Below are 23,347 nucleotides of genomic sequence, written 5' to 3'. Positions count from 1 at the left end.
GTGGGGGGCGAGGCCATGTCATCTTCATCGCGCCACCGGCCGGCGGCCCACCCTCACCTACGCGTCTTCCCGTCCCCACGCCGCGGGGAGACCGAGCCGCAGGAGTTCCGCCGTGCCCGAAAACCGTGCGAGCATCACCCGCAGCGCCCCTCGACTCGGCCGTCGATTGCTTGCCGCAGCCTTCGCCCTGCCGCTGACCGTGGCCGGACTGGCCGTCGCCGCGCCCGCCTCGGCCGCCGCCCCGGCCGGCCCCACCGCGAGCGTCACCCTCGGAGACAGCTACATCTCCGGCGAGGCCGGGCGCTGGATGGGCAACGCCGCCGGCACCAGCGGCAGCCACAACGGCACCGACCGGGCCTGGAACGGCAGTTCGGCCGATCCGTCGGTCGTCTACGGCACCACGGCGGTGAGTGGCTGCGACCGCTCCGACGTCGCGGAGGTGCTCGGCGCCCCCACCGTGGCGCAGAACCAGATCAACCTGGCCTGCTCCGGCGCCGTCACCGCGAACATCTTCCGCGCTTCCAACGGCGGTCAGTCACTCAAGGGCGAGGCTCCGCAGGCCGACCAACTCGCCACCGTGGCACAGCAGAACGACGTCAAGCTGATCACGCTGTCGATCGGCGGCAACGACCTCGGCTTCTCCGGGATCATCTCCAACTGTGTACAGGACTACCTGTTCTGGTACTCGTACTGCCACGACTCGGCGCAGTCCCAGATCGACGCGCAGATGCCGACCGCGATGGCCGGGGTCGGCAAGGCGATCGACGAGATCCGCGCGGTGATGTCCGACGCGGGCTACGCGCAGTCGGACTACCGGCTGGTGCTGCAGTCCTACCCGTCGCCGATCCCGCGCGGTGCCGAGATGCGGTACCCGGAGAGCGGCTGGACCCGGTCGAACACCGGCGGTTGCCCGTTCTGGAACGCGGACGCCGACTGGGCCCGCGACACGATGGTGCCCGAGATCTCCAAGGCTCTGGCCGGAGTCGCGGCGTCCAAGGGCGCGCAGTTCCTGGACCTGTCCGACATGCTGCAGGGCCGCGAGGTCTGCTCGACGGCCACCGGGCAGCCGACCGCGACCAGTGGCCCGTCCGCGACCAGCAGCGAGTGGGCGCGGTTCCTGGACGGTGGGCTCAACACCACCCAGGGCGCGCTGCAGGAGTCGATGCACCCCAACTACTACGGGCAGTTGGCGCTCGGGCGCTGCCTGACCCTGCTGTGGGGCCAGACCAACGGTGACTACGCCTGCCGCAACACGGCCGGGCGGGACGCGAGCGGGATGTACCTGGCCGCGCGCTGACCGCGCGCTTCGGTGCCCCGCTGCGGTGTTCTTCGCAGCGGGGCATCGAGGTGTGCTGCTGTGGTCAGCCCTTGGCGAGCAGGGACTGGGCGTGAGCCCTGACCTGGTCCTTCGTCAGATAGGCATCGGTGTACTCGAAGTCCTGCAGCCGGGCGGGCTGGCGGGCCAGGAATCCGGTGCGGACGAAGTCGTCCCCGGCGGTCGCGTTGAGCAGCCAGTTCGCACCCACCCGGAACTTGGCGGCGTTGGTGCGCATCGCCATCAGGTGGTAGCCACGGGCCACCAACTGGGCCGGGATGCCGTGCAGTTCGACGCCGACCGGCTTGGAGACCGCGTCCTTGCCGCCGAGGTCGACCACCAGGCCCAGATCCTTGTGGTAGTACGGCTCCAGCGGCTGGTTGTGGAGCGAGGCGATCACGTTGTCGGCCACCGCGCGACCCTGCCGGGCGGAGTGCTGGGCGGTGGGCGGGCAGACCGCGCCGTCGCCCTTGGCGAGGTCCGGGACGGCGGCCGCGTCACCGAGCGCGAACACGCCCTCGAACTGCGGCACCCGCATCTCCGCCGTCACGGCGAGCCGGCCGCGGACCGTCTCCGCGTCCAGGGTGCCGATCAGTGGACTCGCCGCCACGCCGGCGGTCCAGATCAGGGTGCGGCAGGGGATCACCCGGCCGTCGGTGAACTTGACCGACTCGGCGCCGACTTCGGCCACCGAGACGCCCAGCGACACCTCGATGCCACGGTTGCGCAACACCTCCAGGGCGGCGGTGCCGAGCACGTCGCCGAGCTCGGGCATCAGCTTGGGGGCGATGTCGACCAGATGCCACTTGATCTGCTGGGCGTCCAACCGCGGGTAGCGGCGGGCGGCGGCGGTGGTGAGGCGCTGCAGGCAGGCGGCCGTCTCGGTGCCCGCGTAGCCGCCGCCGACCACCACGAACTGCAGCCGGGACTCACGCTCCCGCTGGTCCAAGGTGGCGGAGGCGAGGTCGAGTTGGGCGATCACGTGGTCACGGACGTAGGTCGCCTCGGCGAGCGTCTTCATGCCGCGGGCGTAGTCAGTGAGGCCCGGGATGTCGAAGGTGCGGGTGATGCTACCGGGGGCGAGCACCAGGATGTCGTACTTCCGCGCGACCACCTCGTCGGTGATCTTGCGGACGACGCAGACCTTGGAGGCCGGGTCCACCCCGATGGCACCGCCGGGGACGATGTGGGTGCGGCGCAGGGACCGGCGCAGGGAGACGGCCACGGACTGCGGGGTGAGGACGCCGGCGGCGACGTGGGGGAGGAGGGGGAGGTACAACTGGTAGCTGAACGGCGTGACCAGCGTGATCTCGGCCTCCGAGGGCGAGAGCTTGCGTTCGAGGCGGCGGGCGCACTCCAGGCCGGCGAAGCCACCGCCCACGATCAGGATCCGAGGTCGTTCCATCGCTCATCCCTTTGTCGTGCTGGTCGTACCGTGAAGGCCCCCATTACTGTCCGCCACACTCGCACGGAGCAGCGGGGGCTGCCACCGGGGGCGGGCGGCTGAGTGAGCGGGGAGTGGTTCGGGTCGTGAGCAGGGGCGTGGGCACCGATAAGCTGTCGAGCGTGCTCCCCGAGGTGACGGCGGTCCGCTATGTGACGCCACTGCGAGAAGGCGGCTCGATGCCGGGCCTGGTCGAGGCCGACGACCGGCGGTTGTACGCGCTGAAATGGGTCGGCGCGGCACAGGGCCGCAAGGCCTTGGTGGCGGAGGTGCTGGCCGGGGAGTTGGGCCGGCGGCTCGGGCTGCCGGTGCCGGAGCTGGTGACCGTCGACCTGGACCCGGTGCTCGCGCGCAGTGAGCCGGACCACCAGATCCAGGACCAGATGCGGGCCAGCGGCGGTACCAACCTCGGGATGGCCTTCGTTAGCGGCGCGCTCAACTTCGATCCGCTCTGCTTCGACGTGGACCCCGAACTCGCCGGTCAGGTGCTCTGGTTCGACGCGCTGATCGGCAACGTCGACCGCTCCTGGCGCAACCCCAACCTGCTGGTGGCGACCGGTGGGTTGCGGCTGATCGACCACGGCGCGAGCCTGATCTTCCACCACAACTGGGCGGGCGCCGCCGCCTGGGTGCGCCGCCCGTACGACGCCTCCGACCACGCGCTGCTGCGCGCCCGGCCGGACCTGGCGGCGGCGGACAAGGAACTGGCGCCGCTCGCGGAGGCGGCGATCGAGGCGGCCGTGGCGCAGATCCCCGAGGTCTGGCTGCTGGACGAGTTCGGCTTCGACTCGCCCGAGGAGGTCCGCGCCGCCTACCGTGCCCAGCTGACCGAGCGACTGGCCGGTCCGCGTGACTGGCTGCCGGAGGTGCCCGCATGACCGAGCCGCTGTCGGCCGCGTTGCCGGCCGTCGTCGAGCTGTACGACTACGAGTACGCCGTGATCCGCGCGGTGCCGCGGGTCGAGCGGGGCGAGTGCGTCAACGTCGGGGTGCTGCTGTACTGCCGGCAGAACGCGCACCTGGCGGCGCGGACGCACCTGGACCAGGCCCGGCTGCTGGCGCTGGACCCGGTGGCGGACGTGCAGGGGGTACGGCGGGCGCTGCAGGGGATCGAGGCGGTCTGCCTGGGCGGGCCGCAGGCCGGTCCGGCAGCCTCGGACAGTCCCGGGCAGCGGTTCCGCTGGCTGACCGCGCCGCGCAGTGCGATCGTCCAGCCGGGGCCGGTGCACACCGGGCTGACCGCGGACCCGGAGGCGGAGCTGCGGCGGCTGTTCGACCAGCTGGTGCTCTGATCCTGCTGTGGATGGCGGTCCTGTGAGGCGGCTCGCCGACGGTTGCCGTGGTCAAAGCTTGAGTTACTGAAGCACTCGGTCGTACGCTGGCCCCATGGGTTCGACCTCGACGACGACCGTACCGACCAACGCCGAGCTGATGGAGGCGTTGGCCGCCGTCGGTGCCGCGTATTTCCAGGACTTCGCGGCGGCCGCTGCCCGGCACGGACTCTCCTCCTCGCAGGCGAAGGCGCTGGGCGCGGTCCAGGAGCCGGTGCCGATGCGGGCGCTGGCCGGGCGACTGGGCTGTGACGCGTCGAACGTGACCGGGATAGTGGACCGGCTGGAGTCGCTGGGTCTGGCCAACCGCGAGGCGGCGGCTGGTGACCGCCGGGTGAAGATCGTGGTGATCACGGACGAGGGCCGGGAGATCCTGAACCGCATCCGGGGCGAGATGGGCCGCACCCATCAGGCCTTCGAGGCGATGACCGACGAGCAGCGGGTCAACCTCCACTCGATCTGTGCGCAGGTACTGCCGGTGCTGGCCGGCCGGACGGGCGGCGTGCAGCAGTAGCGGGCCGCCCGCCCGGCGACGCTCAGGGCGTCTCAGGTGGCAGCGCCTCGGCCAGTTCCGGCGGCAGCGGTCGGTGGTACAGCAGGGTGAGCGTGCGGGTGGCGCGGGTGAGCGCGACGTAGCGGTCCCGCGGGCTGAGGTCCGCGGGTTCGACCACCACGACGTGGTCGAACTCCAGGCCCTTGGCCGCCGTGACGGTCAGCGCGCCCAGCGCCGGTGCCAGCGCATCCGGCGCGATGACGCCCAAGGTGCCGCCCGGCGTCGGCAGTTCGGCCAGCGCGGTGGCGAAGTCGCGGTCCGGGACGAGGACGGCGCGCGGCCGTTCGGTGCCCGGGTGGACGCACTCGGGCGGCTGCTGGTCGGGTGCGGCGGTGCGCAGCACGGCGGTGGCGAGGGCCATGACCGGCTCCGGCGTGCGGTAGTTGACGGTGAGCCGCTCCTCGCGCCAGCGGCCGGGCAGGTGCGGGTCGAGCATCTCGGCCCAACTGCGGGCGCCGGCGGGGGACCCGGTCTGGGCGAGGTCGCCGACGACGGTGAGCGAGTTGGTCGGGATGCGGCGCAGCACGGTGCGCCAGGCCATCGCGGAGAGCTCCTGTGCCTCGTCCACCACGACGTGGCCGTAGGCCCAGGTGCGGTCGGCGCCGGCGCGTTCGGCGGTGGAGCGGTACGGGCCGTCGTCCTGGAAGCGTTCGGCCAGTGCGGCGGCGTCGAGCAGGGCGTCGTCGGTCTGTCCGGTGATGGTCAACACGCCCCGGGCGAAGTCGAGTTCATCCGGGTCGTGGTCGGAATCGGACTCGGTGGCCGGGTGGGGTTCGCCGAGCAGTTCGGCCGCCTCGTCCAACAGCGGGACATCCTCGACCGTCCAGGGGGAGTCGGCCGGGCGGAGCAGGGCGGCGGCGTGCTCGGGGGCGACCTCGGCGAGCAACTCCCGGTCGGTGAGCAGTCGTTGGACCAGCTGCTGCGGGGTGAGGGTTGGCCAGAGCGGGTCGAGCACGGCGCGGACGTCCTCGCGGGCCCACAGCTCGCGCGGGGCGTAGTGCGCCTCCTCCTCGTCGTACGGGCGGCCGAGGGCGAGCGACTGGCCGATGGCGAGGGCGTCCAGCAGGGTGCGCAGGTAGAGCGCCCGGGCCCGGTTGTGCGGTACCCGCAGGCCGCGCGCGGCGTCCCGGGCCTCGGCGCAGGCGCGGGCGGAGACCCGCAGCCCCTCGCCCAGGTCGAGGCCCTCGGCGGGGGCCGACTGGTGGGCGGCGACGGCACGTCGGAGCACCTCGGTCATCCAGGGACCGCCCTTGGCGAAGGCGGCGGCGGGGGCGTCGCCGAGGGCCGTGGTGGCGTCGGGGAACAGCTCGCCGACCGTGCGCAGCACCACCTCGGTCTCGCCCAGAGCGGGCAGTACCTCCTCGATGTACCGGAGGAAGCCCGGGTTGGGGCCGATGACCAGCACACCCCGGCGCTCCAGTGCGGCCCGGTGGGTGAACAGCAGGTAGGCGGCGCGGTGCAGGGCGGCGAGCGTCTTGCCGGTGCCGGGGCCGCCCTGGACGACCAGGGCGCCGGGCAGCGGGGAGCGGATCACCCGGTCCTGCTCGGCCTGGATGGTGGCGACGGCGGTGCCCATCCGGCCGGTGCGCTCGCGGGCGAGGGCGGCGAGCAGGGCGGCCTCGCCGACCAGGGTGCGCCGGCCGGACTCGTCCAGTGCGGCGAGGTCGAGCGCCTCGTCGTCCAGCCCGGTGAGGGTGCGGCCCGCGGTGTGCAGATGGCGGCGGCGCAGCACGGCACCCGGGCTGGCGGGGGTGGCGGTGTAGAACGGGCGGGCGGCGGGGGTGCGCCAGTCGAGCAGCAACGGCTCGTAACGCTCGTCGGTCAGGCCGACGCGGCCGATGTAGCGGACGGTGCCGTCGCGCTGGTCGAGCCGGCCGAAGCAGAGGCCGCGCTCCACGGCGTCGAGCCGGGCGGCGTGCCGGGCGGCCTCGCGGGCGCGCACCTCGCGTTCCAGCCGGGCCTGGTGGGTGCCGCCGGCGCCCGCGCCGTCGTGGGCGCTGTCCCGGGTGCGGCGGGCCCGCTCTCGGACGGTGTCCAGGCGGGCGTAGAGCCGGTCGAGGTGGGCCTGTTCGGTGCGCAGTGCCTCGGCGAGGGCACCGCTGGAGTTCCATGCAGTCGCTGGAGTTCCGTTCATTGCTGTGGTATCCTTGCGGCGAGAAGTTTGTGCAGTGCTTCCTGACGGGCGTTCAATCGGCCCAGCCTACCCCATCCGCCGACGTCCGGCGTGACCTCGGCTGTTAGGCTTGCGAAGCGTGAGCGCGAAGCCCCAGATCCCCAATGTCCTGGCCTCCCGGTACGCCTCGGCGACCCTGGCCCAGCTGTGGTCCCCCGAGCACAAGGTGGTCCTTGAGCGCCACCTGTGGCTCGCCGTCCTGAAGGCCCAGCAGGACCTCGGTGTCGAGGTGCCGGCCAACGCCGTCGCCGACTACGAGCGGGTGATCGACCAGGTCGACCTCGGCTCGATCGCCGCCCGTGAGCGGATCACCCGCCACGACGTGAAGGCCCGGATCGAGGAGTTCAGCGAGCTCGCCGGCCACGAGCAGATCCACAAGGGCATGACCTCCCGGGATCTGACCGAGAACGTCGAGCAGCTGCAGATCCGTCAGTCCCTGGAGCACGTGCGCGACCGCACGGTGGCCGTCCTGGTGCGTCTGGCCCGGCTCGCCGCCCAGCACTCCGAGCTGGTCATGGCAGGCCGCTCGCACAACGTGGCCGCGCAGGCCACCACTCTGGGCAAGCGCTTCGCGTCGATCGCCGACGAGCTGCTGGTCGCCTTCCGCCGCCTGGAGGAGCTGATCGCCCGCTACCCGCTGCGCGGGATCAAGGGCCCGGTCGGCACCGCCCAGGACATGCTGGACCTGCTCGGTGGCGACACCGAGAAGCTGGCCGAGCTGGAGCGCCGGGTCGCCGGGCACCTCGGCTTCGACAACGTGCTGACCAGTGTCGGCCAGGTCTACCCGCGCTCGCTGGACTTCGAGGTGCTCACTGCCCTCGTCCAGCTGGCCGCCGCGCCGTCCAGCCTGGCCAAGACCATCCGCCTGATGGCCGGCCACGAGCTGGTGACGGAGGGCTTCAAGGAGGGCCAGGTCGGCTCCTCCGCGATGCCGCACAAGATGAACACCCGCTCCTGCGAGCGCGTCAACGGTCTGGCCGTGATCCTGCGCGGCTACGCCTCGATGACCGGTGAGCTGGCCGGCGACCAGTGGAACGAGGGCGACGTCTCCTGCTCGGTGGTGCGCCGGGTCGCGCTGCCGGACGCCTTCTTCGCCTTCGACGGCCTGCTGGAGACCTTCCTGACCGTCCTGGACGAGTTCGGCGCCTTCCCGGCCGTGATCGAGGCCGAGCTGGACCGCTACCTGCCGTTCCTGGCCACCACCAAGGTGCTGATGGGCGCGGTGCGCGCGGGCGTCGGCCGGGAGACCGGGCACGAGGTCATCAAGGAGCACGCCGTCGCCTCCGCGCTGGCGATGCGTGCGGGCGCCCGCGAGAACGAGTTGCTGGACCGGCTTGCCGCCGACGAGCGGATCCCGCTGGACCGGGCCGCGCTGGACGCGCTGCTGGCCGACAGGCTGTCGTTCACCGGTGCGGCCGGGGCGCAGGTCGCCGAGGTGGTCCGCCAGGTGGAGGCCGTCGCGGTGGCCTACCCGGAGGCGGCCAAGTACGCGCCGGCCGACATTCTCTAAGAGCGCAGTGGGCTCTGACGACCGGTCAGCCCCCCGAGGGTCCTGCCGCCGTTCCGGTGGCGGGGCCCTCGTGCGTCCGGGCGTGTCCGGGGTCGAGCGGCGGGGTGGTGGTGGCGCAGGGCCAGTCGCAGTTCGGTTCGGCCACCGGGTGCTCCTCGGGGGCGAGCACATTGCCCCGGACGGTGGCGAAGGCGATCAGCCCGCCGCCGGCCAGCAGGCCCGCGCAGATCAGCATCGCGGTGTGGAAGGCGGAGTCCACCGAGGACGGTACCCGGTAGGCGTCGCCGCTCAGCCCGGCCAGCGCCGGGAGGGCGGCCACCGCGAGCAGGCCGGCCGCGCGGGCGGCGGCGTTGTTGACGCCGCTGGCGATGCCCGCGTGCCGCACCTCGACGGCGGCCAGCACCGTCGCGGTCAGCGGTGCGACCAGCAGGGTCATCCCGCTGCCCATCACCGCGACGGCGGGCAGCACGTCCACCCAGTAGGAGGAGCCGGGGCCGATGCGCAGCATCAGCAGCACCCCGGCGGCGCACAGCAGCGGGCCGACCGTGAGCGGGATGCGCGGGCCGACCCGCTTGCCGAGGCGCCCGGCGCGCGCCGACAGCGTCAGCATCAGCACGGTGATCGGCACCAGGGCGAAGCCCGAGGCCAGCGGGGAGAAGCCGGAGACGATCTGCAGCTGCACGACCAGCAGGAAGAACACCCCGCTGAAGGCCGCGTAGACGCAGAGGGTGACCAGGTTCACGGCGGTGAACAGCCGGGAGGAGAACAGCCCGAGGGGCAGCATCGGTTCGGGCGTGCGGCGCTCGACGGCGACGAAGGCAGCGCCGAGCAGCAGGCCGATCGCGCCGGTGAGCCAGACGGCGGGGGACAGGCCCTCCCCGGCGGCGGTGAGCGCGTAGGTGATCGCGCCGAGGGTGAGCGCGGCGAGCAGCGCGCCGGGTGCGTCGAAGCGGCCGGAGGCGGACTCGTCGCGGCTCTCCGGGACGTACCGGGAGGTGACGGCGACCACGGCGGCGGCCAGCGGCAGGTTCAGCAGGAAGATCCAGCGCCAGCCGGGGCCGTCCACCAGCCAGCCGCCGAGGAACGGGCCGACGGCCGCGGACACCCCGCCGAGGCCGGACCACAGGCCCACCGCCGCCGAGCGGTCGTCAGGATGGAAGACGGCCTGGAGCATGGCGAGCGAGCCGGGGGTGAGCAGTGCCCCGCCGATGCCCTGGACGGCGCGGGCCACGATCAGCACTTCGATGTTCGGGGCGGCGGCGCAGGCAGCCGAGGCAGCGGCGAACCAGACCACGCCGATCAGGAAGACCCGGCGCCTTCCGTAGCGGTCGCCGAGCGCGCCGCCGAGCAGGATCAGGCCCGCCAGGGTGAGCAGATAGGCGTTCAGCGTCCATTGCAGGGACGCCAGGGAGGCGCCGAGGTCGGCGCCGATCCGGGGCAGGGCGACGTTCACCACGGTGCCGTCGAGCATCGCCATGCTGGAGCCGAGCACGGTTGCCAGGAGTACCCAGCGACCCTGCGCGGTGCCCAGGCGCAGGGTGCCGGCTGTCGAGGTGGCCACGGCCCGATCCTGCGCCCGGCGGGGCGTACGTGACAAGGGTCACCGCGTGGCGTGTCCGCCGCGAGCGGTGCGTGAGCGGACGGTCGCGCTGGGGGGTGGAGATCGGCGCAGGGTCGTGGGGCAGTGGCGCTCGGTGAATGGATTGTGTACGCATCGTGTGGCGGATCGTGCGGAGTGTCACCATCCTCCGGGGAGATGCAGCCGGTTCAGGAGATCGACATTGCTTCACCCGAACGGATGGGTTTTAGTTCAGCGACCGCTCGGCCAGCCCGGGTGGATCCACCGGGTGGAACGCCGAGTCCTGCCGCTGCCCGATGGTTCGAACTGAGCTCTGTACGGCAGGAGCGGGGGACCCACAGGTAAGTCGCCGGACCGGAGTTCGCGCTTCTCAGTGCGAACGTCCAGGACCGGCTTGGGGTGAAGCCGTGCATGCGGCCGGGCAACTCCAGCCCGAACCCGACAGCTCACCTCGCAGGCGTCGGAGAGGAAACTTCCATGCCTGCTCAGGCCCGTCGTATCGCCCTGCCCCGCGTCGCCCGCATCGGCATCGGCGTCGCCGTCACCGGTGTCTCCTTCGCGCTGCCGCTCGTGACCGCGATGGGCGCCCAGGCCTACACCGCCCCGGGTGCGCCGGCCGCCTCGGTCGCGCAGCACACCGCCGCCGCGGAGGCCAAGTCGGCCGCCCCGGCCGCCGCGCTCGAGAGCTACCGCGTCGTCGGCGGCGACACCCTGTCCGGGATCGCCGACGCCAAGCAGGTCGTGGGCGGCTGGCACGCGCTGTACGAGCAGAACCGCTCGGTGGTCGGCGCCAACCCGAACCTGATTTTCCCGGGCCAGCAGCTCTCGCTCGCGGCCGACGTCGCTGCTGCGGCCGCTCCGGCCGCTCCGGCTGCTCTGGCCGCCCCGGTCACCCAGAGCGCCTCCGCCGCCGCGGACACCAAGCTGCAGGTCAAGACCGAGGCCGCCAAGCCGGGAGCCCAGGTCCAGACCCAGGTTCAGACCGCCGCCCCGGCCCAGGCCGTGACCGCCGCCCCGGTCGCCGCCACCTCCGGCTACGTCGCCCCGCTGGCCAACCCGGTGCTGGGTGAGGCCTACGGCGTGGCCGGCTCGATGTGGGCCTCCGGCCACCACACCGGCCAGGACTTCGTCGCTTCCACCGGCACCCCGGTGCGCGCGGCCGCCAGCGGTGTCGTGGTGAAGGCCGGCAACGGCGGCGCCTACGGCAACGAGGTCGAGATCAAGCTCGCCGACGGCAAGTACGCGCAGTACGCGCACCTGTCGGTGATCGGCGTGAAGATCGGTCAGACCGTCACCGTCGGCCAGCGGCTCGGCCTCTCCGGCGCCACCGGCAACGTGACCGGCCCGCACCTGCACTTCGAGATCCGTACCGGTCCGGAGTACGGCTCGGACATCAACCCGGTCGCCTACCTGCGGGCGCACGGCGTCGCGCTCTGACCCTGCGCTGACCGCGGGTCTCAGGAACCACCGCTGTTGCGGGGCGAATCGACCACCCGGGATGGTCATGTCGGGTGACCGCTCGACCGGGTGATCGCCGCATCAGCGGACATGGGCGCGGGACACGCCCAAGGCCGGCCCGGCTTCGCGAGGACTCCTCGTGGAGCCGGGCCGGCCGCTGCCGTTTCCGGCTCCGGGCGTGTTCGAGCGGTCGAACTGAGCGTCAACTCCTGCTGTTTTTGGCGAGATCCGTCGTCTTTCGGGTGCGGCCCCGGTCGCGCGATGCTGTCGGGCGGTCAGCGCCCGGCCCTTCTCCGGCGGGCGGACGGGTCTGGGCGGACGAGGAGGCCGGATGGCGGTCGGGAGCGGGGACGCGGTCGGGGAGCGGGCAGGGTCGGGCGGGGTCGACCGGCTGAAGGCGGGCTCGGTGGGCCTGACGGGCGTGGTGTTCATGGCGATCGCCACCGCCGCGCCGATCACCGCGATGACCGGGAACCTGCCGATCGTGGTCGGGCAGGGCAACGGGGTCGGCGCGCCCGCCGCGTACATCGTGGCGACCGTGGTGCTCACGGTGTTCTCGGTCGGGTACGTGGCGATGGCCCGGCACATCACGGCGGCCGGGGCGTTCTACGGGTACATCTCGCACGGGCTGGGCAGGGTCGCCGGGATGGCCGCCGGGCTGCTCGCGGTCATGGCGTACATCGTCTTCGAGGCTTCGATCATCGGTTTCTTCGCCTACTCGCTGCGCGGGCTGGTCCGTTCACAGTTGGGCGTGGACCTCGGCTGGGGCTGGTACGCGCTGTTCGGGGTGGCGGCGATCGGGGTGACGGCCTGGTTCGACCTGCATCTGACGGCCAAGGTGCTCGGGGTGGCGCTGGTGCTGGAGATCGGGGTGCTGGGCGCGGTCTCGCTGGCCGTCCTGGCCTCCGGCGGCGGGCCGGACGGGATCGTGGGCGAGGCCGTGAACCCGCTGAACGCGCTGAGGGGGGTCGGGAGTTCGGGCGCGGCGGCCGCCGGGCTGGGACTGTTCTTCGCGTTCTGGTCCTGGGTGGGCTTCGAGTCGACCGCGATGTACGGGGAGGAATCGCGTGACCCCAAGCGGGTGGTGCCACGGGCGACCCTGGTGTCGGTGGTCGGGATCGGGCTGTTCTACGTGTTCGTGTCCTGGATGATCCTGTCCGGCAACGGAGTCGAGCACGCGATCGCGGTGGCGAGCGGGTCGGTGCCGGGCAAGGACGGGAACAACCTGTTCTTCGACCCACTGGGCGCGCACCTGGGGGCCTGGGCGGTGACGATGTTCCAATGGCTGGTCGTCACCGGCTCGTTCGCCTGCGCGATGGCCTTCCACCAGTGCGCGGCGCGGTACTTGTACGCGATCGGGCGGGAGGGCTTCCTGCACCCGGCGCTCGGCCGCACCCACCCGCGACACGGCTCGCCGTACGTCGCCTCGGTGGTGCAGTCGGTGATCGCGGCCGGGCTGGTGCTGGCTTTCCGGGCGGCGGGGATGGATCCGTACGTTCATCTGTACACGTTGCTGGCGCTGTTGGGGACGATGGCGATCCTCGTCGTGCAGACGCTCTGCTCCTTCGCGGTGGTCGGGTACTTCCATGTACGGCGCAAACACCCCGAGACCGCGCACTGGTGCCGGACGCTGGTCGCGCCGCTGGTGGGCGGGGCGGCGATGGCCGGGGTGGTGGTGCTGCTGGTGGTCAACAAGGACGCGGCGGCCGGGGCGGCTTCGGGCACCCTGCTGTTTCGGCTGATCCCGTACCTGGTGATCGGGGTGTTCCTGGGCGGGATCGGGCTGGCGCTGGCGATGCGGCGCTGGCGGCCGGAGCGGTACGCGCGGATGGGGCGGATCGTGCTGGAGGAGGCCGTCGAGCGCTGAGCCGAGGGCCGGTCAGCCCCGGTGGACCGGCGGACCGAACTGCTGGCCGCCGGTACCGCCGGAGGCGGTCGCGGCGGGGGACTGGGCGGAGATCACCCGGCGGGCCCGGGTTTTCACGGAGGCGTTGGCGTCGTAGCGTGGCGGCCGGGATCGGACGAGAATCGTTGGCGCCCGGCTCAGCCCGGGCAAGCCCGGCCCCTCGGCCCGGCCCGTACGGCCCCCGGACCCGGTAGGAGGACCCACCCCATGACCTCGACCCGCCCTGGCCCGGCCTGGCTGGCCGACGCCGTCCTCTATCAGATCTATCCGCAGACCTTCGCCGACTCCGACGGCGACGGCATCGGAGACTTCGCCGGCATCACCGAGCACCTCGACCACCTCGCCTGGCTCGGCGTGGACACCGTCTGGTTGAACCCCTGCTTCGCCTCGCCGTTCCGCGACGCCGGCTACGACGTCACCGACTACCTCACCCCCGCGCCGCGTTACGGCCGCACCGAGGACCTGGTCGCGCTGGTCGAGGCGGCGCGCCGGCGGGGCATCCGGATCCTGCTGGACCTGGTCGCCGGGCACACCTCCGACCGCCACCCCTGGTTCCTGGCCGCCACCGAGGACCCGTTCGACCACCGCTACATCTGGTCCGACCGGCAGGTGGACGGCTTCGTCGCCTCGCCCGGCAGCCGCCCCGGCTGGTACCGGCCGAACTTCTTCGACTGTCAGCCGGCGCTCAACTTCGGCTACGCGCGTGGCAGTTCCGAGGAGCCGTGGCGCCAGCCGGTGGACGCCGAGGGCCCGCGCGCCAACCGGGCGGCGCTGCGCGGGATCATGGCGCACTGGCTCGGCCTCGGCGTGGCCGGGTTCCGGGTGGACATGGCGTACTCGCTGGTCAAGGACGACCCCGGCAAGGTCGAGACCGCCAAGCTCTGGACCGAGCTGCGCGACTGGCTGGACCGCAGCCACCCGGAGGCCGCGCTGCTCGCCGAGTGGGGCGAGCCCGCCGCCGCCGTCGCGGCCGGGTTCCACGCGGACTTCTTCCTGCACTTCGGCGGGGACGACCACGGCCTACCCCTGCGGTCGCTCTGGAACAACAACGCCGGGACGGTGGAGGAGTTCTGGCAGCAGGGCCCGTGCTACTTCGAGGCCGAGGGGCGCGGCACCCCGCAGCTCTTCCTGGACGCCTGGCGCTCCGCCGCCGAGCTGACCGAGGGCAACGGGCACATCGTGCTGCCCACCGCCAACCACGACTTCTCCCGGCTGGCCACCGGCCCGCGCGCCGGCGAGCAACTCGCCCCCGCCTTCGCCTTCCTGCTCACCTGGCCGACCCTGCCCGCGGTCTACTACGGCGACGAGATCGGCATGCGCTACCTGCCCGGGCTGCCGGACGTCGAGGGCAGCGTGCTCGGGCCGCGCTACAACCGGGCCGGCTCGCGCACCCCGATGCAGTGGACGCCCGGCCCCGGCGCAGGTTTCTCCAGCGGGCCGTCCGAGCGGTTCTACCTGCCGCTGGACCCGGACCCGCAGCGCCCGGACGTGCTCTCCCAGCGCGCCGACCCCACCTCACTGCTGCACACCGTCCGGCGGCTGATCGCGCTGCGCCGGACGTACCCGGGGCTGGGTGCGTCCGGCGGGGTGGAGGTGCGCAACGCCGGGTACCCGCTGGTGTACACCCGGGCCGGGCGGTACCTGGTGGCGGTCAACCCGCGACGGGAGCCGGGGGTGGTGCGGCTGGTGGGCGGCGAGCGCGCGGTACGGCCGCTGGAGGGGCAGGGCGTGCGGGTGGCGGGCGGCGAGCTGCGGGCGGACGGGTTCTCGTACGGGGTGTTCGAACTGGGCTGATCCGGGCCCGGCGGGGTCGTCCCGAGCCTTCCGGAGCCGGCCCGGCTTTCGATCGACGCCAGATGGTTGCAAGCTGCATCCATGGGTGGTTGCATTCAGCAGGGTGACCCGACCGGGCGGGGCCGCGTCGGCGCAGGGTGGGACCGGCGGCCTGCGCCCGGCCTTGGACAAGCCGGGTGCGGGCTGTGGGCGATTCAGGCTGCCCGGACGTCAGCCGTGTGAGGTCTTGGCGGTCTCGCTCAGTGGTCTCGCTTCCCGGGGGCCGGCGGTCGGGTGAAGCAGCAGTCCCCGCAGAGTCCGGCGCCTGGCCCGATCCGGTAGTAGAGGCAGCAGCTGGTGCGTCGGAAGGCCGTGCCGTGCGGGCCGGTGAGCGGGGTGCCGGACCCGGCGAGTGGCGGACGGTCCAGCAGCTCCGCGGCCAACTCCCGAGCGACGGCCGGCGCATGGGCGTCCAGCACCCGTAGGGTTCCGGCGAGGGCGGAGGCGGCGTTGCCGAGCAGCAGGCGGGCGGAGAGCGGGACGGCGGCTCGGACCGCCGCTGCCAGCGGTTCCAACTGGCCCAGCAGGACGGCCTGATGGAGCTGATCGGCGAGACCCGCGGTGGTGACGGCGGCCGGCTCCGGCGGAGTCCAGAGGTCGATCGGGCCCTGGTCGGGGATCCTCACCCAGGCGTGCTCCAGGGTCGGGACCGCCCCCAGCAGGACGGCCGAGCCGAGGCCCACCGACCAGAAGCGGGCGGCCAGCCCGAGGTGCAGGATCGAGGCCGCGACCCGGGGTTCGGCGGTGCCGAGCCGCTGTGCCACCACCCGGATCCGGGCGGCGAGCGGCGCGTCCGTCCCGGTGCCGTACAGCTCCGGCAGCGGTCGGAAGCCGGGCGGCGGGGTTCCCTCCGGGGAGGTGTCGAGTGCGAAGTACGGGCCGACGGCGGCGAGTCGGCCGTAGTCGGCGCGCCGGTCGTCAGGGCGCTGGTCGTCGGGCCGGCGGTCGTCGTCGGGCGCGGGGTTCAACGGCCCTCCCCGGTACGGTCGTTGAATCCCGCGCCACGCTCGGTCGGCCCGGCTGCGGTCGGGCGGTGGTGCAGGGGCATCGAGGCAGGCCTCCAAGGGCGCGGTCGGACACCGATCACGGGCATGAACGGTACCGCCGCGCCCCGGCCGCCCGGCACCGCCGCGTCGGGCGTGCACCGATTCTGCTCCCGGGACCACCGACCGAGCCTCCCTCCCCGGAGGGGAGTTGCCTCCCTCGCTGGGAGGAGTCCGCCTCCCCCGGGAGAGCTGCCCGCAGGCTGGGCCGCATACGCACCGACCACCAGTCCTGGTCCGTCCGGTCCCGGCGAGCGCCCGCCGCCTTCGCCGTACTCCTGCTGCTGGCGCATGGCCCGGTTCATGCGAACAGCGCGTCCACGGAGCCGAGGGGATGCTCCGTGGACGCGCGGAACCTGCGAGGTGGGGGTGGCCTCCGGACGTTGTGTCCTCACAGCCGGTAGTTCGATCGTCGACCGAGGTAGTACCAGCGGCAGACCCTGATCCGTCTCGATCTGTCGCCACTGCCTCCTGCGGTCGAACTTCCTTCAGCTACCTCGCAGGTCCATTTCCCATCATGCGCCTCCTACGCCGCGTGCGCCAGGGGTGAAAGGCTCGAATTCGGGCAAATTTCGCAAGTTGCGAGGCCTTGGCCGGGTACTACCAGCCGTCCACGAAGCTCAGCGTCCGGTGGTACGGCCCCTCCGGCCCGGTGCTGCGGTAGTCCTCGGTGCTGCTGCCGGTCCGTACGGTGCGGTCCCCGTCGTGGCGTTGGGCAGTGGGCCGCAGGGTGTGGTCCACGGTGGAGCGCTCGGTGACGTGGTTGCCGGTTGCCGTGGTGGCCTCGCGGTGGTAACCGAGGTCCATCGCGGTGCGCTGATCGGTGTTCCCGGCCGCGTCGTGGCTCACCTTGTACGTGACGTCCAGCGGCTCGCCCTCGTGCACGGTGGTGGTGCGGTGCGGTCCGCCGCCCCAGGTGGCGGTGGTGCGGGTGAGGTCGGCGCCGTTGTGCAGGGTCACGTCGTTGCCGCTGTCACGCAGTTGCTGGGCGGAGCTGAAGGCGAGGTCGTCGCGGACCTCGGTGGTGATCCGGCCGTGCGAGGTCTGCACCCAGCCCCGGGCGAGGTCGTGCCGGGCGGCGGTGACGGTCCAGTCGCCGCTGCCGCCGCCGTGGTCAGTGAGCTCGGTGCCCACGGTGGCCTCGGGGGCGACCCGGTAGTCGGCGAGCTGCCCGGAGGTGCGGTCGGTGCCGTGGTCGACCTCGGCGAAGAGGTTGACCTGGCCGGTCCAGACGTCGTTGCTCTGCGCCTCGCTCGCGTTGACCGTGATGCCGACGGTGTGCGGGCGCCCGTCCAGCAGCAGGCCGACGTACGGGGTGAGGTCGAGCCGGTAGGCGGGCAGGTCGAAGCCGAAGATGCCGGGGATCGGCCGCCACAACAGCGGGTCCCAGCCGCCGGTGTAGATCACCGGGTAGGGCCAGACCGCGCCGGCCACCCGGCCGTCCACGGTGAGTCGCAGCTCGCGGAACGGGCCCTTGCCGCAGGCGCCGATCGACGGGTTGGCGGCGACGAACGCGTCCGGCGCGGAGGCGTAGGCGAACTCCTCGCAGGCACCGCCGCCCCGGGCGTAGACCTCGGCGGTCAACCGCTCCAGGTTCTGTGGGAAGGTGAGCTCGCGACCGGCGGTCGGGGCGGCCTGGGTGAGTGCGAGCGGGCCGGTGGTGAGCAGCCGGTCGGCGCCGCGGGCCGCGGGCCAGCGGTCGTTCGCGGTGTAGAAGGTCAGGCTCGCTGTGATCTTGTAGACGCCGGTGTAGGTGGTGTCGGTGACATTGGCGAGGTCGAAGGAGAAGGGCTGCGGCCCGGCCGTGAACAGTGGGGCGTACCGGGTGAGATCGCGCTCGACGTTCCACTGGATGCCGTCCTTGGAGGGCTCCGGGGTGGAGGAGAGCAGGACCTGCACGCCGCCGACGCGGACGCTGAAGATCCGGTCGAACTGCCGTCCGGCGACCTGCCCGTGGAGGTCCATGACCACCGCCGACCAGGGCCCGGCGCACTCGGCGGGCGGGGTGAGGATGGTGGTGTAGGGGGTGTCGGGCGGGCTGCCGTACCCGTTGCGGAACTCGCGCTCGTGCATCACCTCGACGGTGCAGGACCGGGTGTCGGGGCGGGTGAGCGGCTTGGTGGCGGTGACCGGGTCGTGGTAGTCGGTGCCGAAGTCGGCGTGGGCAGGCCCGGCAGCGGTGAGGGTGCCGGCGAGGGTCAGGACGGCGGCGCCGACTAAGCGGGCGGCGCGGCGCAGGGCGGTGTGGCGGGCGGCGGTGCCACCGGCGTCGGCGCGGCGGGCGTCGGTGCGGCGGAGCAGCGGGCGCAGGGCCAAGGCGGATCCCCGGGGTCGGGCGGCCCGTCGGCGCGGGACGGGCCGGGTGGGTGATCCGGGCATCCTTCCGGCGGTGGCATGTGAGCGTCAAGAGTCGCGGCCGGGGCTTCTCGTAGGGCTCCCGCGGTTCCTCCGGTGCTGTCGCCGGTGCTCCTACAGCTCCTCCAGCGCCGCCGCCTCCTGCCGGATCAGATTGCGCAGCACCGACAGCGGCGGGCGCCGGTCGTCCGTCCGCCACTGCATCTCCAGCGGCAGGGTGGCGCGGCCCTCCAACCGTACGGTGGCCACGTCCTCGGTGAGGTGGCCGGTCATCGAGCCGGGCACCAGCGAGAAGGCGCGGTTGCGGGCGAGCAGGTAGAGGCGGGAGCCGACGATCCGCGGCGGGCTGACCAGCACCGGCGGGTCGATGCCGTGCTCCGCGCACAGGCCGAGCACGTGGTCGTAGTAGCGGGGATGCTGTTCGCGCGGCCACAACAGCAGTGGCAGGTCACGCAGTTCGGCCAGCCGTAGACCGGTCCAGCCGGCCAGCGGGTGGTCCCGGCCGAGGGCGACCCGCACCGGCTCGTCGGCGATCCGCTCCAGCCGGTAGCCGGGCACGTCCTCCAGGAACCGGCCGAGGCCGATGTCGGCGAGTTCCGCGGCCAGGGTGGTGGACACCTGCCCGGTGTCCACGGCGAGTTCGGCGGTGGCGAGCGTGGGCAGCTCCTGCTCGGCCCGGCTCACCACGGCGGGCAGCAGCCGGTTCACCACGCTCGGGGAGGCGACGATCCGGGCAGTCCCGAGCCGGGACTCCTCGTGCAGCCGGACCCGGGTGAGCAGCGCGTCGGCCTGCTTGAGCAGTCGGGCGCTCTCGGTAGCCATCACCTCGCCAGCCCCGGTCAGGGCGACGGAGCGGCGGCTGCGGTCGAACAGCTCGACGCCGACGGTCCTCTCCAGCCGGGCGACCTCCTGGCTGACCGTCGGCTGTGAGATGTGCAGCCGCTCGGCGGCCCGGCCGAAGTGCAGCGTCTCGGCGACGGTCAGGAAGACCTCCAGCTGGCGCAAGGTGAAACCCATGCCGGTCAGCCTAGTACGAACTGATAGGTGAAAGCCTGTCAGAAGCCCCAGGACTCATTCTGGATTCCGATGTGAACCGTCCATACGCTGATCGCACGTTGCCCCATCGCAGTGGCATCTCACAGGGAGCTCGCATCATGACCGGACTGCCCACCAGCACCCCCGCCATCAAGGTCTCCGAGGAGGTCGAGCAGGCCGTCGCCGGCGGCCGTCCCGTGGTCGCCCTGGAGTCGACGATCTTCACCCACGGCCTGCCGCGGCCGCGCAACCTGGCCGTCGCGCTGGAGGCCGAGCGGCAGCTGCGGGAGGCGGGCGTCGTCCCGGCGACCATCGGGGTGCACGCGGGCGTGCCCACGGTCGGTCTGAGCACCGAGCAGATCACCGAACTGGCCGACACCGACGGCCTGGACAAGGTCAGCCTGCGCGACCTGCCGGTGGTCGCCGCGCTCGGCCGGCACGGCGGCACCACCGTCGCCGCCACCGCCTTCCTGGCCCACCGCACGGGCGTCCGGGTCTTCTCCACCGGCGGCCTCGGCGGCGTCCACTTCGGTGCCTCCGAGAGCTTCGACGAGTCGGCCGACATGACCACCCTGGCCGCCACCCCGGTCACCGTGATCAGCGCCGGGGTGAAGTCCATCCTCGACATCCGGGCCACCCTGGAGCGCTTCGAGACCTTCAACATCCCGGTCATCGGCTACCGCACCACCAAGTACCCCGGCTTCTACATCACCGACTCCGGTCACGAGATCAACTACGCCGTCCAGTCGCCCGAGGAGGCCGCCAAGGTCATCGACGCCCGTGACCGGCTCGACCTGCCGCAGGCCGTCCTGATCGCCAACCCGGTCGACCCGGCCAAGCAGCTGCCGCCGGAGGAGCTGGACGGCATCCTGGCCCGCGCCTGGGCCGAGGCCGAGCGCCAGGGCGTCACCGGCAACGCCTCCACGCCCTTCCTGCTCGACTACATCCAGCGCGACACCGACGGCCGGAGCCTGGAGGTCAACGTCGAGGTCTACCGCGGCAACGTGCGCCTCGGCGGCGAGATCGCGACCGCCCTGGCCGCCGCCGCGTCGACCGGGGCCTGACCCGTGCTCGGGGTACTCGGCGACCTCGTCGAGGACATCGTGGTCTGGGTCGACGGCCCGTTGCGCCACGGCACCGACTCCAGCGCCCGGGTCTTCCGGCGGCGCGGCGGCAGCGCGGCCAACGTCGCCCGCTTCGCCGCCGGGCAGTACCCGGCCCGCTTCCTCGGCTGCGTCGGCCCGGACCCGGTCGGGGACGGCATCGTCGCCGAACTCGGCGGCCACGGCGTGGACGTACGGGTGCAGCGACACGGCCAGACCGGCAGCATCGTGGTCCTCATCGACCAGGAGGGCGAACGGACCATGCTGCCCGACCGCGGCGCCGCCACGCTGCTGGAACGCGTCCCGGACGCATGGCTGACCGGCCTCACCCACCTGCACGTGCCCGCCTACTCCTTCGACGGCGAGCCGGTCGGCGCCACGGCCGTGGACGCGCTCGCACGGGTCCGGCAGGCGGGCGGCACCACCTCGGTGGACGCCTCCTCGACCGGCATGCTGGAGCAGTTCGGACGGGAGCGGTTCCTCGCACTGCTGGCCGAGTTGGCGCCGACCTTCCTGTTCGCCAACCGCTCCGAGTCGGCCTTCCTCGGGCTGCTGGTGGACAGCCTGCCCGGGCCCGAGCGCGCCCGGATGGCGGCCACCACGGTGGTCACCAAGTCCGGCGCCGAGGCGACCACCGTCGACGTGCCCGGCGAGGGCCTGTTCACCGTGCCGGTCCCGCCGGTCGCGGAGGTGCGCGACCTCACCGGGGCCGGGGACGCCTTCGCGGCGGGCTTCCTGGCCGGCTTCCTGGACACCGGGGACCTGCACCTGGCGGCCGGGCTCGGGCACCGCAGCGCGGCCCGGGTGCTGGCCTCGCCGGGGGCCTCGCTCGGCGGGTGTTAGTCGCGGGGCGGGACGGCTGACGGGGTGGGCGGTTCCGCTGCGCGGGCCGCCTGCTCGTGCGGGGCCGCCTACGTGCGCCGGGCCGGCTACTCGCGCAGGGCGTCCTTGCGAAGGAAGCGCTTCAACTTCTGCCACGTCCAGGCGTTGATCACGTCCTCGGTGGTGAGCCAACCGCGCTGCGCCGTGCCGATGCCGAAGCGCGGGTAGGCGAGGTGGCCGGTGGCGTGCGCGTCGCTGTCGATCGAGAAGCGCACGCCGTGCCGTTTGGCCCGCAGGATGTCCTCGTCTCGCAGGTCGAGCCGCTGCGGGGAGCTGTTGATCTCGATCGCGGTGCCGGTGCGCGCCGCAGCCGCGAACACCGCGTCCAGGTCGACGTCGATCGGCCCGCGCCGGCCGATCAGGCGGGTGGTGAGGTGGCCGATGACGTGCACGTACGGGTTCTCACAGGCGCGGATCAACCGGCGGGTCTGGGCGGCGCGGTCGAGGGTGAAGTGCGAGTGCACGGAGGCCACGCAGACGTCGAAGCCGGCCAGGAACTCGGGCGGCCAGTCCACCCCGCCGTCCGGGCCGATGTTCAGCTCGGTGCCGTGCAGAAGGCGCAACTTCTGGTGGCGGTCGGCCAGTTGGTGCAACTGCTCGCGCTGGGCCAGCATCTTCTCGTCGGTCATCCGCTGCATCACCAGGTCCGGCGCGTGGTCGGTGACGGCGTAGTAGGAGTAGCCGCGCTCGGCCGCCGTGTCGATCATCTCGGTGAGGGTGGCCAGTCCGTCGGTCAGGTCGGTGTGGGTGTGCAGGTCGCCGCGCAGATCCGACTCCTGGATGAGGTCCGGGAGCTCACCGTTCAGCGCGGCCTCGACCTCGCCCCGGTCCTCGCGCAGTGTCGGGGGGATCCAGGGGAGGCCGAGCGCGGCGTAGACCTCGTCCTCGGTCTCCGAGACGACCTTGGCGCCCTCCTCCTTGCCGCCCGTCTTCGCTTTGCGGTCCTTCCCGGCTCCGCCGTCGACTTCGAACAGGCCGTACTCGGAGAGCTTCAGCCCGGCCCGCACCGCCATCGTGCGCAGCTTGATGTTGTGCGCCTTCGACCCGGTGAAGTAGACCAGCGCCGCACCCCAGTCCTCCTCGGGGACGACCCGCAGGTCCACCTGGACGCCCTGGGCGGTGCGGACCGAGGTCTTGGTCGGCCCGCTCGCGATCACCTCGGTCACGTACGGGAGTTCGGTGAGAGCGGCCATCAGCGGAGCGGAGTCGGCGGCGGTCGCCAGGACGTCGATGTCGCCCACCGTCTCGCGCATCCGGCGCAGCGAACCCGCGTACGCGCAACGGGTGCAGCCGGGGACGGCGGAGAGCGCCTCGACCAGCTGCTCGGCCAGTTCGGTGGCGGTGTCGAGCAGGGTCCGGCCGCCGGACTGCCGCATCAGTTCGATGCCGTGCAGGATCTTCTCGCCGCTGCGCTCGCCGAACCCGGCCAGGCCGGACAGCCTGTCGGCGCGGACGGCCTCGGCGAGTTCGTCGACCGAGGCGATGCCGAGGTCGCGGTAGAGGGAGAGGGCGCGCTTGGGGCCCACGCTGGGGACGGCCATCATCTCCCGTACGCCGGACGGGATCCTGGCGCGCAGAGTCTCCAGGGCGGCCATCTTTCCGGTGGCGAGGTACTCGGTGATCTTCTCGGCGGTGGACTTGCCGACGCCGGGGATCTGCTGCAGCCCCTTGACGTCCAGGTCGGCCAGGTCCTCGGGGTGGCCGCCGACCGCGCGGGCGGCCTTCTCGTAGGCGCGGGCCCGGAAGGCGTCCTCGCCGGTGATGTTGATCAGGTCGGCGTACTCCTGGAGCAGCTCCCTGACCTGGTCGTTGAGCCGGGGCATGGGGC

At 72.8% G+C, this 23,347-nt stretch carries 17 protein-coding genes and 1 riboswitch; of the genes, 10 read left to right on the top strand and 7 right to left on the bottom strand.

The genetic code is table 11. The annotated features are described in order from the left end of the window. The first annotated feature begins 112 nt into the window (after positions 1-112). Positions 113-1,297, top strand: a complete 1,185-nt coding sequence (locus tag ACWC9T_RS08205; RefSeq protein ID WP_449820236.1) for a GDSL-type esterase/lipase family protein — start codon at positions 113-115, stop codon at positions 1,295-1,297. Between the two features lie 64 nt (positions 1,298-1,361). Here the strand turns inward: ACWC9T_RS08205 and ACWC9T_RS08200 are convergent, their stop codons facing one another. Continuing rightward, the gene (locus ACWC9T_RS08200; RefSeq protein WP_449820235.1) at positions 1,362-2,720 is read right to left on the bottom strand and encodes an NAD(P)/FAD-dependent oxidoreductase; all 1,359 of its coding nucleotides are present in this window, start codon (positions 2,718-2,720) and stop codon (positions 1,362-1,364) included. Between the two features lie 161 nt (positions 2,721-2,881). Between ACWC9T_RS08200 and ACWC9T_RS08195 the strand changes: the two genes are divergently transcribed. From ACWC9T_RS08195 to ACWC9T_RS08185, 3 genes are all read left to right on the top strand, one after another. After that, on the top strand, positions 2,882-3,637 hold the full coding sequence (locus ACWC9T_RS08195; RefSeq protein ID WP_449820259.1) for a HipA family kinase: 756 nt from the start codon (positions 2,882-2,884) through the stop codon (positions 3,635-3,637). Beyond that, on the top strand, positions 3,634-4,050 hold the full coding sequence (locus ACWC9T_RS08190; protein WP_449820234.1) for a DUF3037 domain-containing protein: 417 nt from the start codon (positions 3,634-3,636) through the stop codon (positions 4,048-4,050). The genes ACWC9T_RS08195 and ACWC9T_RS08190 overlap by 4 nt, the downstream gene beginning before the upstream one ends. Positions 4,051-4,144: 94 nt before the next feature. Further along, positions 4,145-4,603, top strand: a complete 459-nt coding sequence (locus ACWC9T_RS08185) for a MarR family winged helix-turn-helix transcriptional regulator (RefSeq protein WP_449820233.1) — start codon at positions 4,145-4,147, stop codon at positions 4,601-4,603. A 22-nt stretch (positions 4,604-4,625) separates the two neighbouring features. Here the strand turns inward: ACWC9T_RS08185 and ACWC9T_RS08180 are convergent, their stop codons facing one another. After that, positions 4,626-6,776: a HelD family protein gene (locus ACWC9T_RS08180; RefSeq protein ID WP_449820232.1), complete on the bottom strand. Its 2,151-nt coding sequence runs from the start codon at positions 6,774-6,776 to the stop codon at positions 4,626-4,628. A 118-nt stretch (positions 6,777-6,894) separates the two neighbouring features. On the opposite strand from ACWC9T_RS08180, the gene purB reads away from it, so the two are divergent. Next, positions 6,895-8,325 carry an adenylosuccinate lyase gene (purB, locus tag ACWC9T_RS08175; RefSeq protein ID WP_449820231.1) on the top strand — a complete coding sequence of 477 codons (1,431 nt, stop codon included), beginning with the start codon at positions 6,895-6,897 and terminating at the stop codon, positions 8,323-8,325. 25 nt (positions 8,326-8,350) lie between these two features. Here the strand turns inward: purB and ACWC9T_RS08170 are convergent, their stop codons facing one another. Continuing rightward, a complete protein-coding gene (locus ACWC9T_RS08170) occupies positions 8,351-9,886 on the bottom strand; it encodes an MFS transporter (protein ID WP_449820230.1) in 1,536 nt (511 codons plus the stop codon). A gap of 317 nt (positions 9,887-10,203) precedes the next feature. Further along, positions 10,204-10,379: riboswitch (cyclic di-AMP (ydaO/yuaA leader) on the top strand. Between the two features lie 2 nt (positions 10,380-10,381). On the opposite strand from ACWC9T_RS08170, the gene ACWC9T_RS08165 reads away from it, so the two are divergent. The 3 genes from ACWC9T_RS08165 to ACWC9T_RS08155 all read left to right on the top strand — a co-directional run bounded on the left by ACWC9T_RS08165 (position 10,382) and on the right by ACWC9T_RS08155 (position 15,062). Beyond that, positions 10,382-11,341, top strand: a complete 960-nt coding sequence (locus ACWC9T_RS08165) for a M23 family metallopeptidase (protein WP_449820229.1) — start codon at positions 10,382-10,384, stop codon at positions 11,339-11,341. A 352-nt stretch (positions 11,342-11,693) separates the two neighbouring features. Continuing rightward, positions 11,694-13,229 (top strand): APC family permease, encoded by a 1,536-nt coding sequence (locus ACWC9T_RS08160; protein ID WP_449820228.1) that lies wholly within the window; start codon positions 11,694-11,696, stop codon positions 13,227-13,229. 246 nt (positions 13,230-13,475) lie between these two features. Further along, positions 13,476-15,062, top strand: coding sequence for an alpha-amylase family glycosyl hydrolase (locus ACWC9T_RS08155; RefSeq protein WP_449820227.1), 1,587 nt, complete (start codon positions 13,476-13,478; stop codon positions 15,060-15,062). Between the two features lie 239 nt (positions 15,063-15,301). On the opposite strand, the gene ACWC9T_RS08150 is transcribed toward ACWC9T_RS08155, so the two are convergent. The 3 genes from ACWC9T_RS08150 to ACWC9T_RS08140 form a co-directional block, all read right to left on the bottom strand. Continuing rightward, on the bottom strand, positions 15,302-16,069 hold the full coding sequence (locus ACWC9T_RS08150) for a (2Fe-2S)-binding protein (RefSeq protein ID WP_449820226.1): 768 nt from the start codon (positions 16,067-16,069) through the stop codon (positions 15,302-15,304). Positions 16,070-16,744: 675 nt separating this feature from the next. Next, positions 16,745-18,460, bottom strand: a complete 1,716-nt coding sequence (locus tag ACWC9T_RS08145) for a peptide-N4-asparagine amidase (protein ID WP_449820225.1) — start codon at positions 18,458-18,460, stop codon at positions 16,745-16,747. Positions 18,461-18,613: 153 nt separating this feature from the next. Next, the gene (locus ACWC9T_RS08140; RefSeq protein WP_449820224.1) at positions 18,614-19,516 is read right to left on the bottom strand and encodes a LysR family transcriptional regulator; all 903 of its coding nucleotides are present in this window, start codon (positions 19,514-19,516) and stop codon (positions 18,614-18,616) included. A gap of 137 nt (positions 19,517-19,653) precedes the next feature. Between ACWC9T_RS08140 and ACWC9T_RS08135 the strand changes: the two genes are divergently transcribed. Together ACWC9T_RS08135 and ACWC9T_RS08130 are read left to right on the top strand one after the other, a co-directional pair. Beyond that, on the top strand, positions 19,654-20,598 hold the full coding sequence (locus ACWC9T_RS08135) for a pseudouridine-5'-phosphate glycosidase (protein ID WP_449820223.1): 945 nt from the start codon (positions 19,654-19,656) through the stop codon (positions 20,596-20,598). A 3-nt stretch (positions 20,599-20,601) separates the two neighbouring features. Continuing rightward, on the top strand, positions 20,602-21,480 hold the full coding sequence (locus ACWC9T_RS08130; protein WP_449820222.1) for a carbohydrate kinase family protein: 879 nt from the start codon (positions 20,602-20,604) through the stop codon (positions 21,478-21,480). An 86-nt stretch (positions 21,481-21,566) separates the two neighbouring features. On the opposite strand, the gene polX is transcribed toward ACWC9T_RS08130, so the two are convergent. After that, entirely contained in the window at positions 21,567-23,342 is a 1,776-nt protein-coding gene (gene polX, locus ACWC9T_RS08125; protein ID WP_449820221.1) for a DNA polymerase/3'-5' exonuclease PolX, read from the bottom strand. Between the last annotated feature and the right edge of the window lie 5 nt (positions 23,343-23,347).

It is taken from the genome of Kitasatospora sp. NPDC001159 (assembly GCF_053598235.1).
Note: the sequence above shows the minus strand (reverse complement) of the source record. Positions and strands in the feature narration are given on the sequence as shown.

Excerpts from the sequence above, each read along its gene's own strand:
- ACWC9T_RS08200 (WP_449820235.1), bottom strand. The coding sequence starts at position 2,720 with ATGGAACGACCTCGGATCCTGATCGTGGGCGGTGGCTTCGCCGGCCTG.
- ACWC9T_RS08190 (WP_449820234.1), top strand. The coding sequence starts at position 3,634 with ATGACCGAGCCGCTGTCGGCCGCGTTGCCGGCCGTCGTCGAGCTGTAC.
- ACWC9T_RS08185 (WP_449820233.1), top strand. The coding sequence starts at position 4,145 with ATGGGTTCGACCTCGACGACGACCGTACCGACCAACGCCGAGCTGATG.
- ACWC9T_RS08180 (WP_449820232.1), bottom strand. The coding sequence starts at position 6,776 with ATGAACGGAACTCCAGCGACTGCATGGAACTCCAGCGGTGCCCTCGCC.
- ACWC9T_RS08165 (WP_449820229.1), top strand. The coding sequence starts at position 10,382 with ATGCCTGCTCAGGCCCGTCGTATCGCCCTGCCCCGCGTCGCCCGCATC.
- ACWC9T_RS08160 (WP_449820228.1), top strand. The coding sequence starts at position 11,694 with ATGGCGGTCGGGAGCGGGGACGCGGTCGGGGAGCGGGCAGGGTCGGGC.
- ACWC9T_RS08155 (WP_449820227.1), top strand. The coding sequence starts at position 13,476 with ATGACCTCGACCCGCCCTGGCCCGGCCTGGCTGGCCGACGCCGTCCTC.
- ACWC9T_RS08140 (WP_449820224.1), bottom strand. The coding sequence starts at position 19,516 with ATGGGTTTCACCTTGCGCCAGCTGGAGGTCTTCCTGACCGTCGCCGAG.
- ACWC9T_RS08135 (WP_449820223.1), top strand. The coding sequence starts at position 19,654 with ATGACCGGACTGCCCACCAGCACCCCCGCCATCAAGGTCTCCGAGGAG.
- polX (WP_449820221.1), bottom strand. The coding sequence starts at position 23,342 with ATGCCCCGGCTCAACGACCAGGTCAGGGAGCTGCTCCAGGAGTACGCC.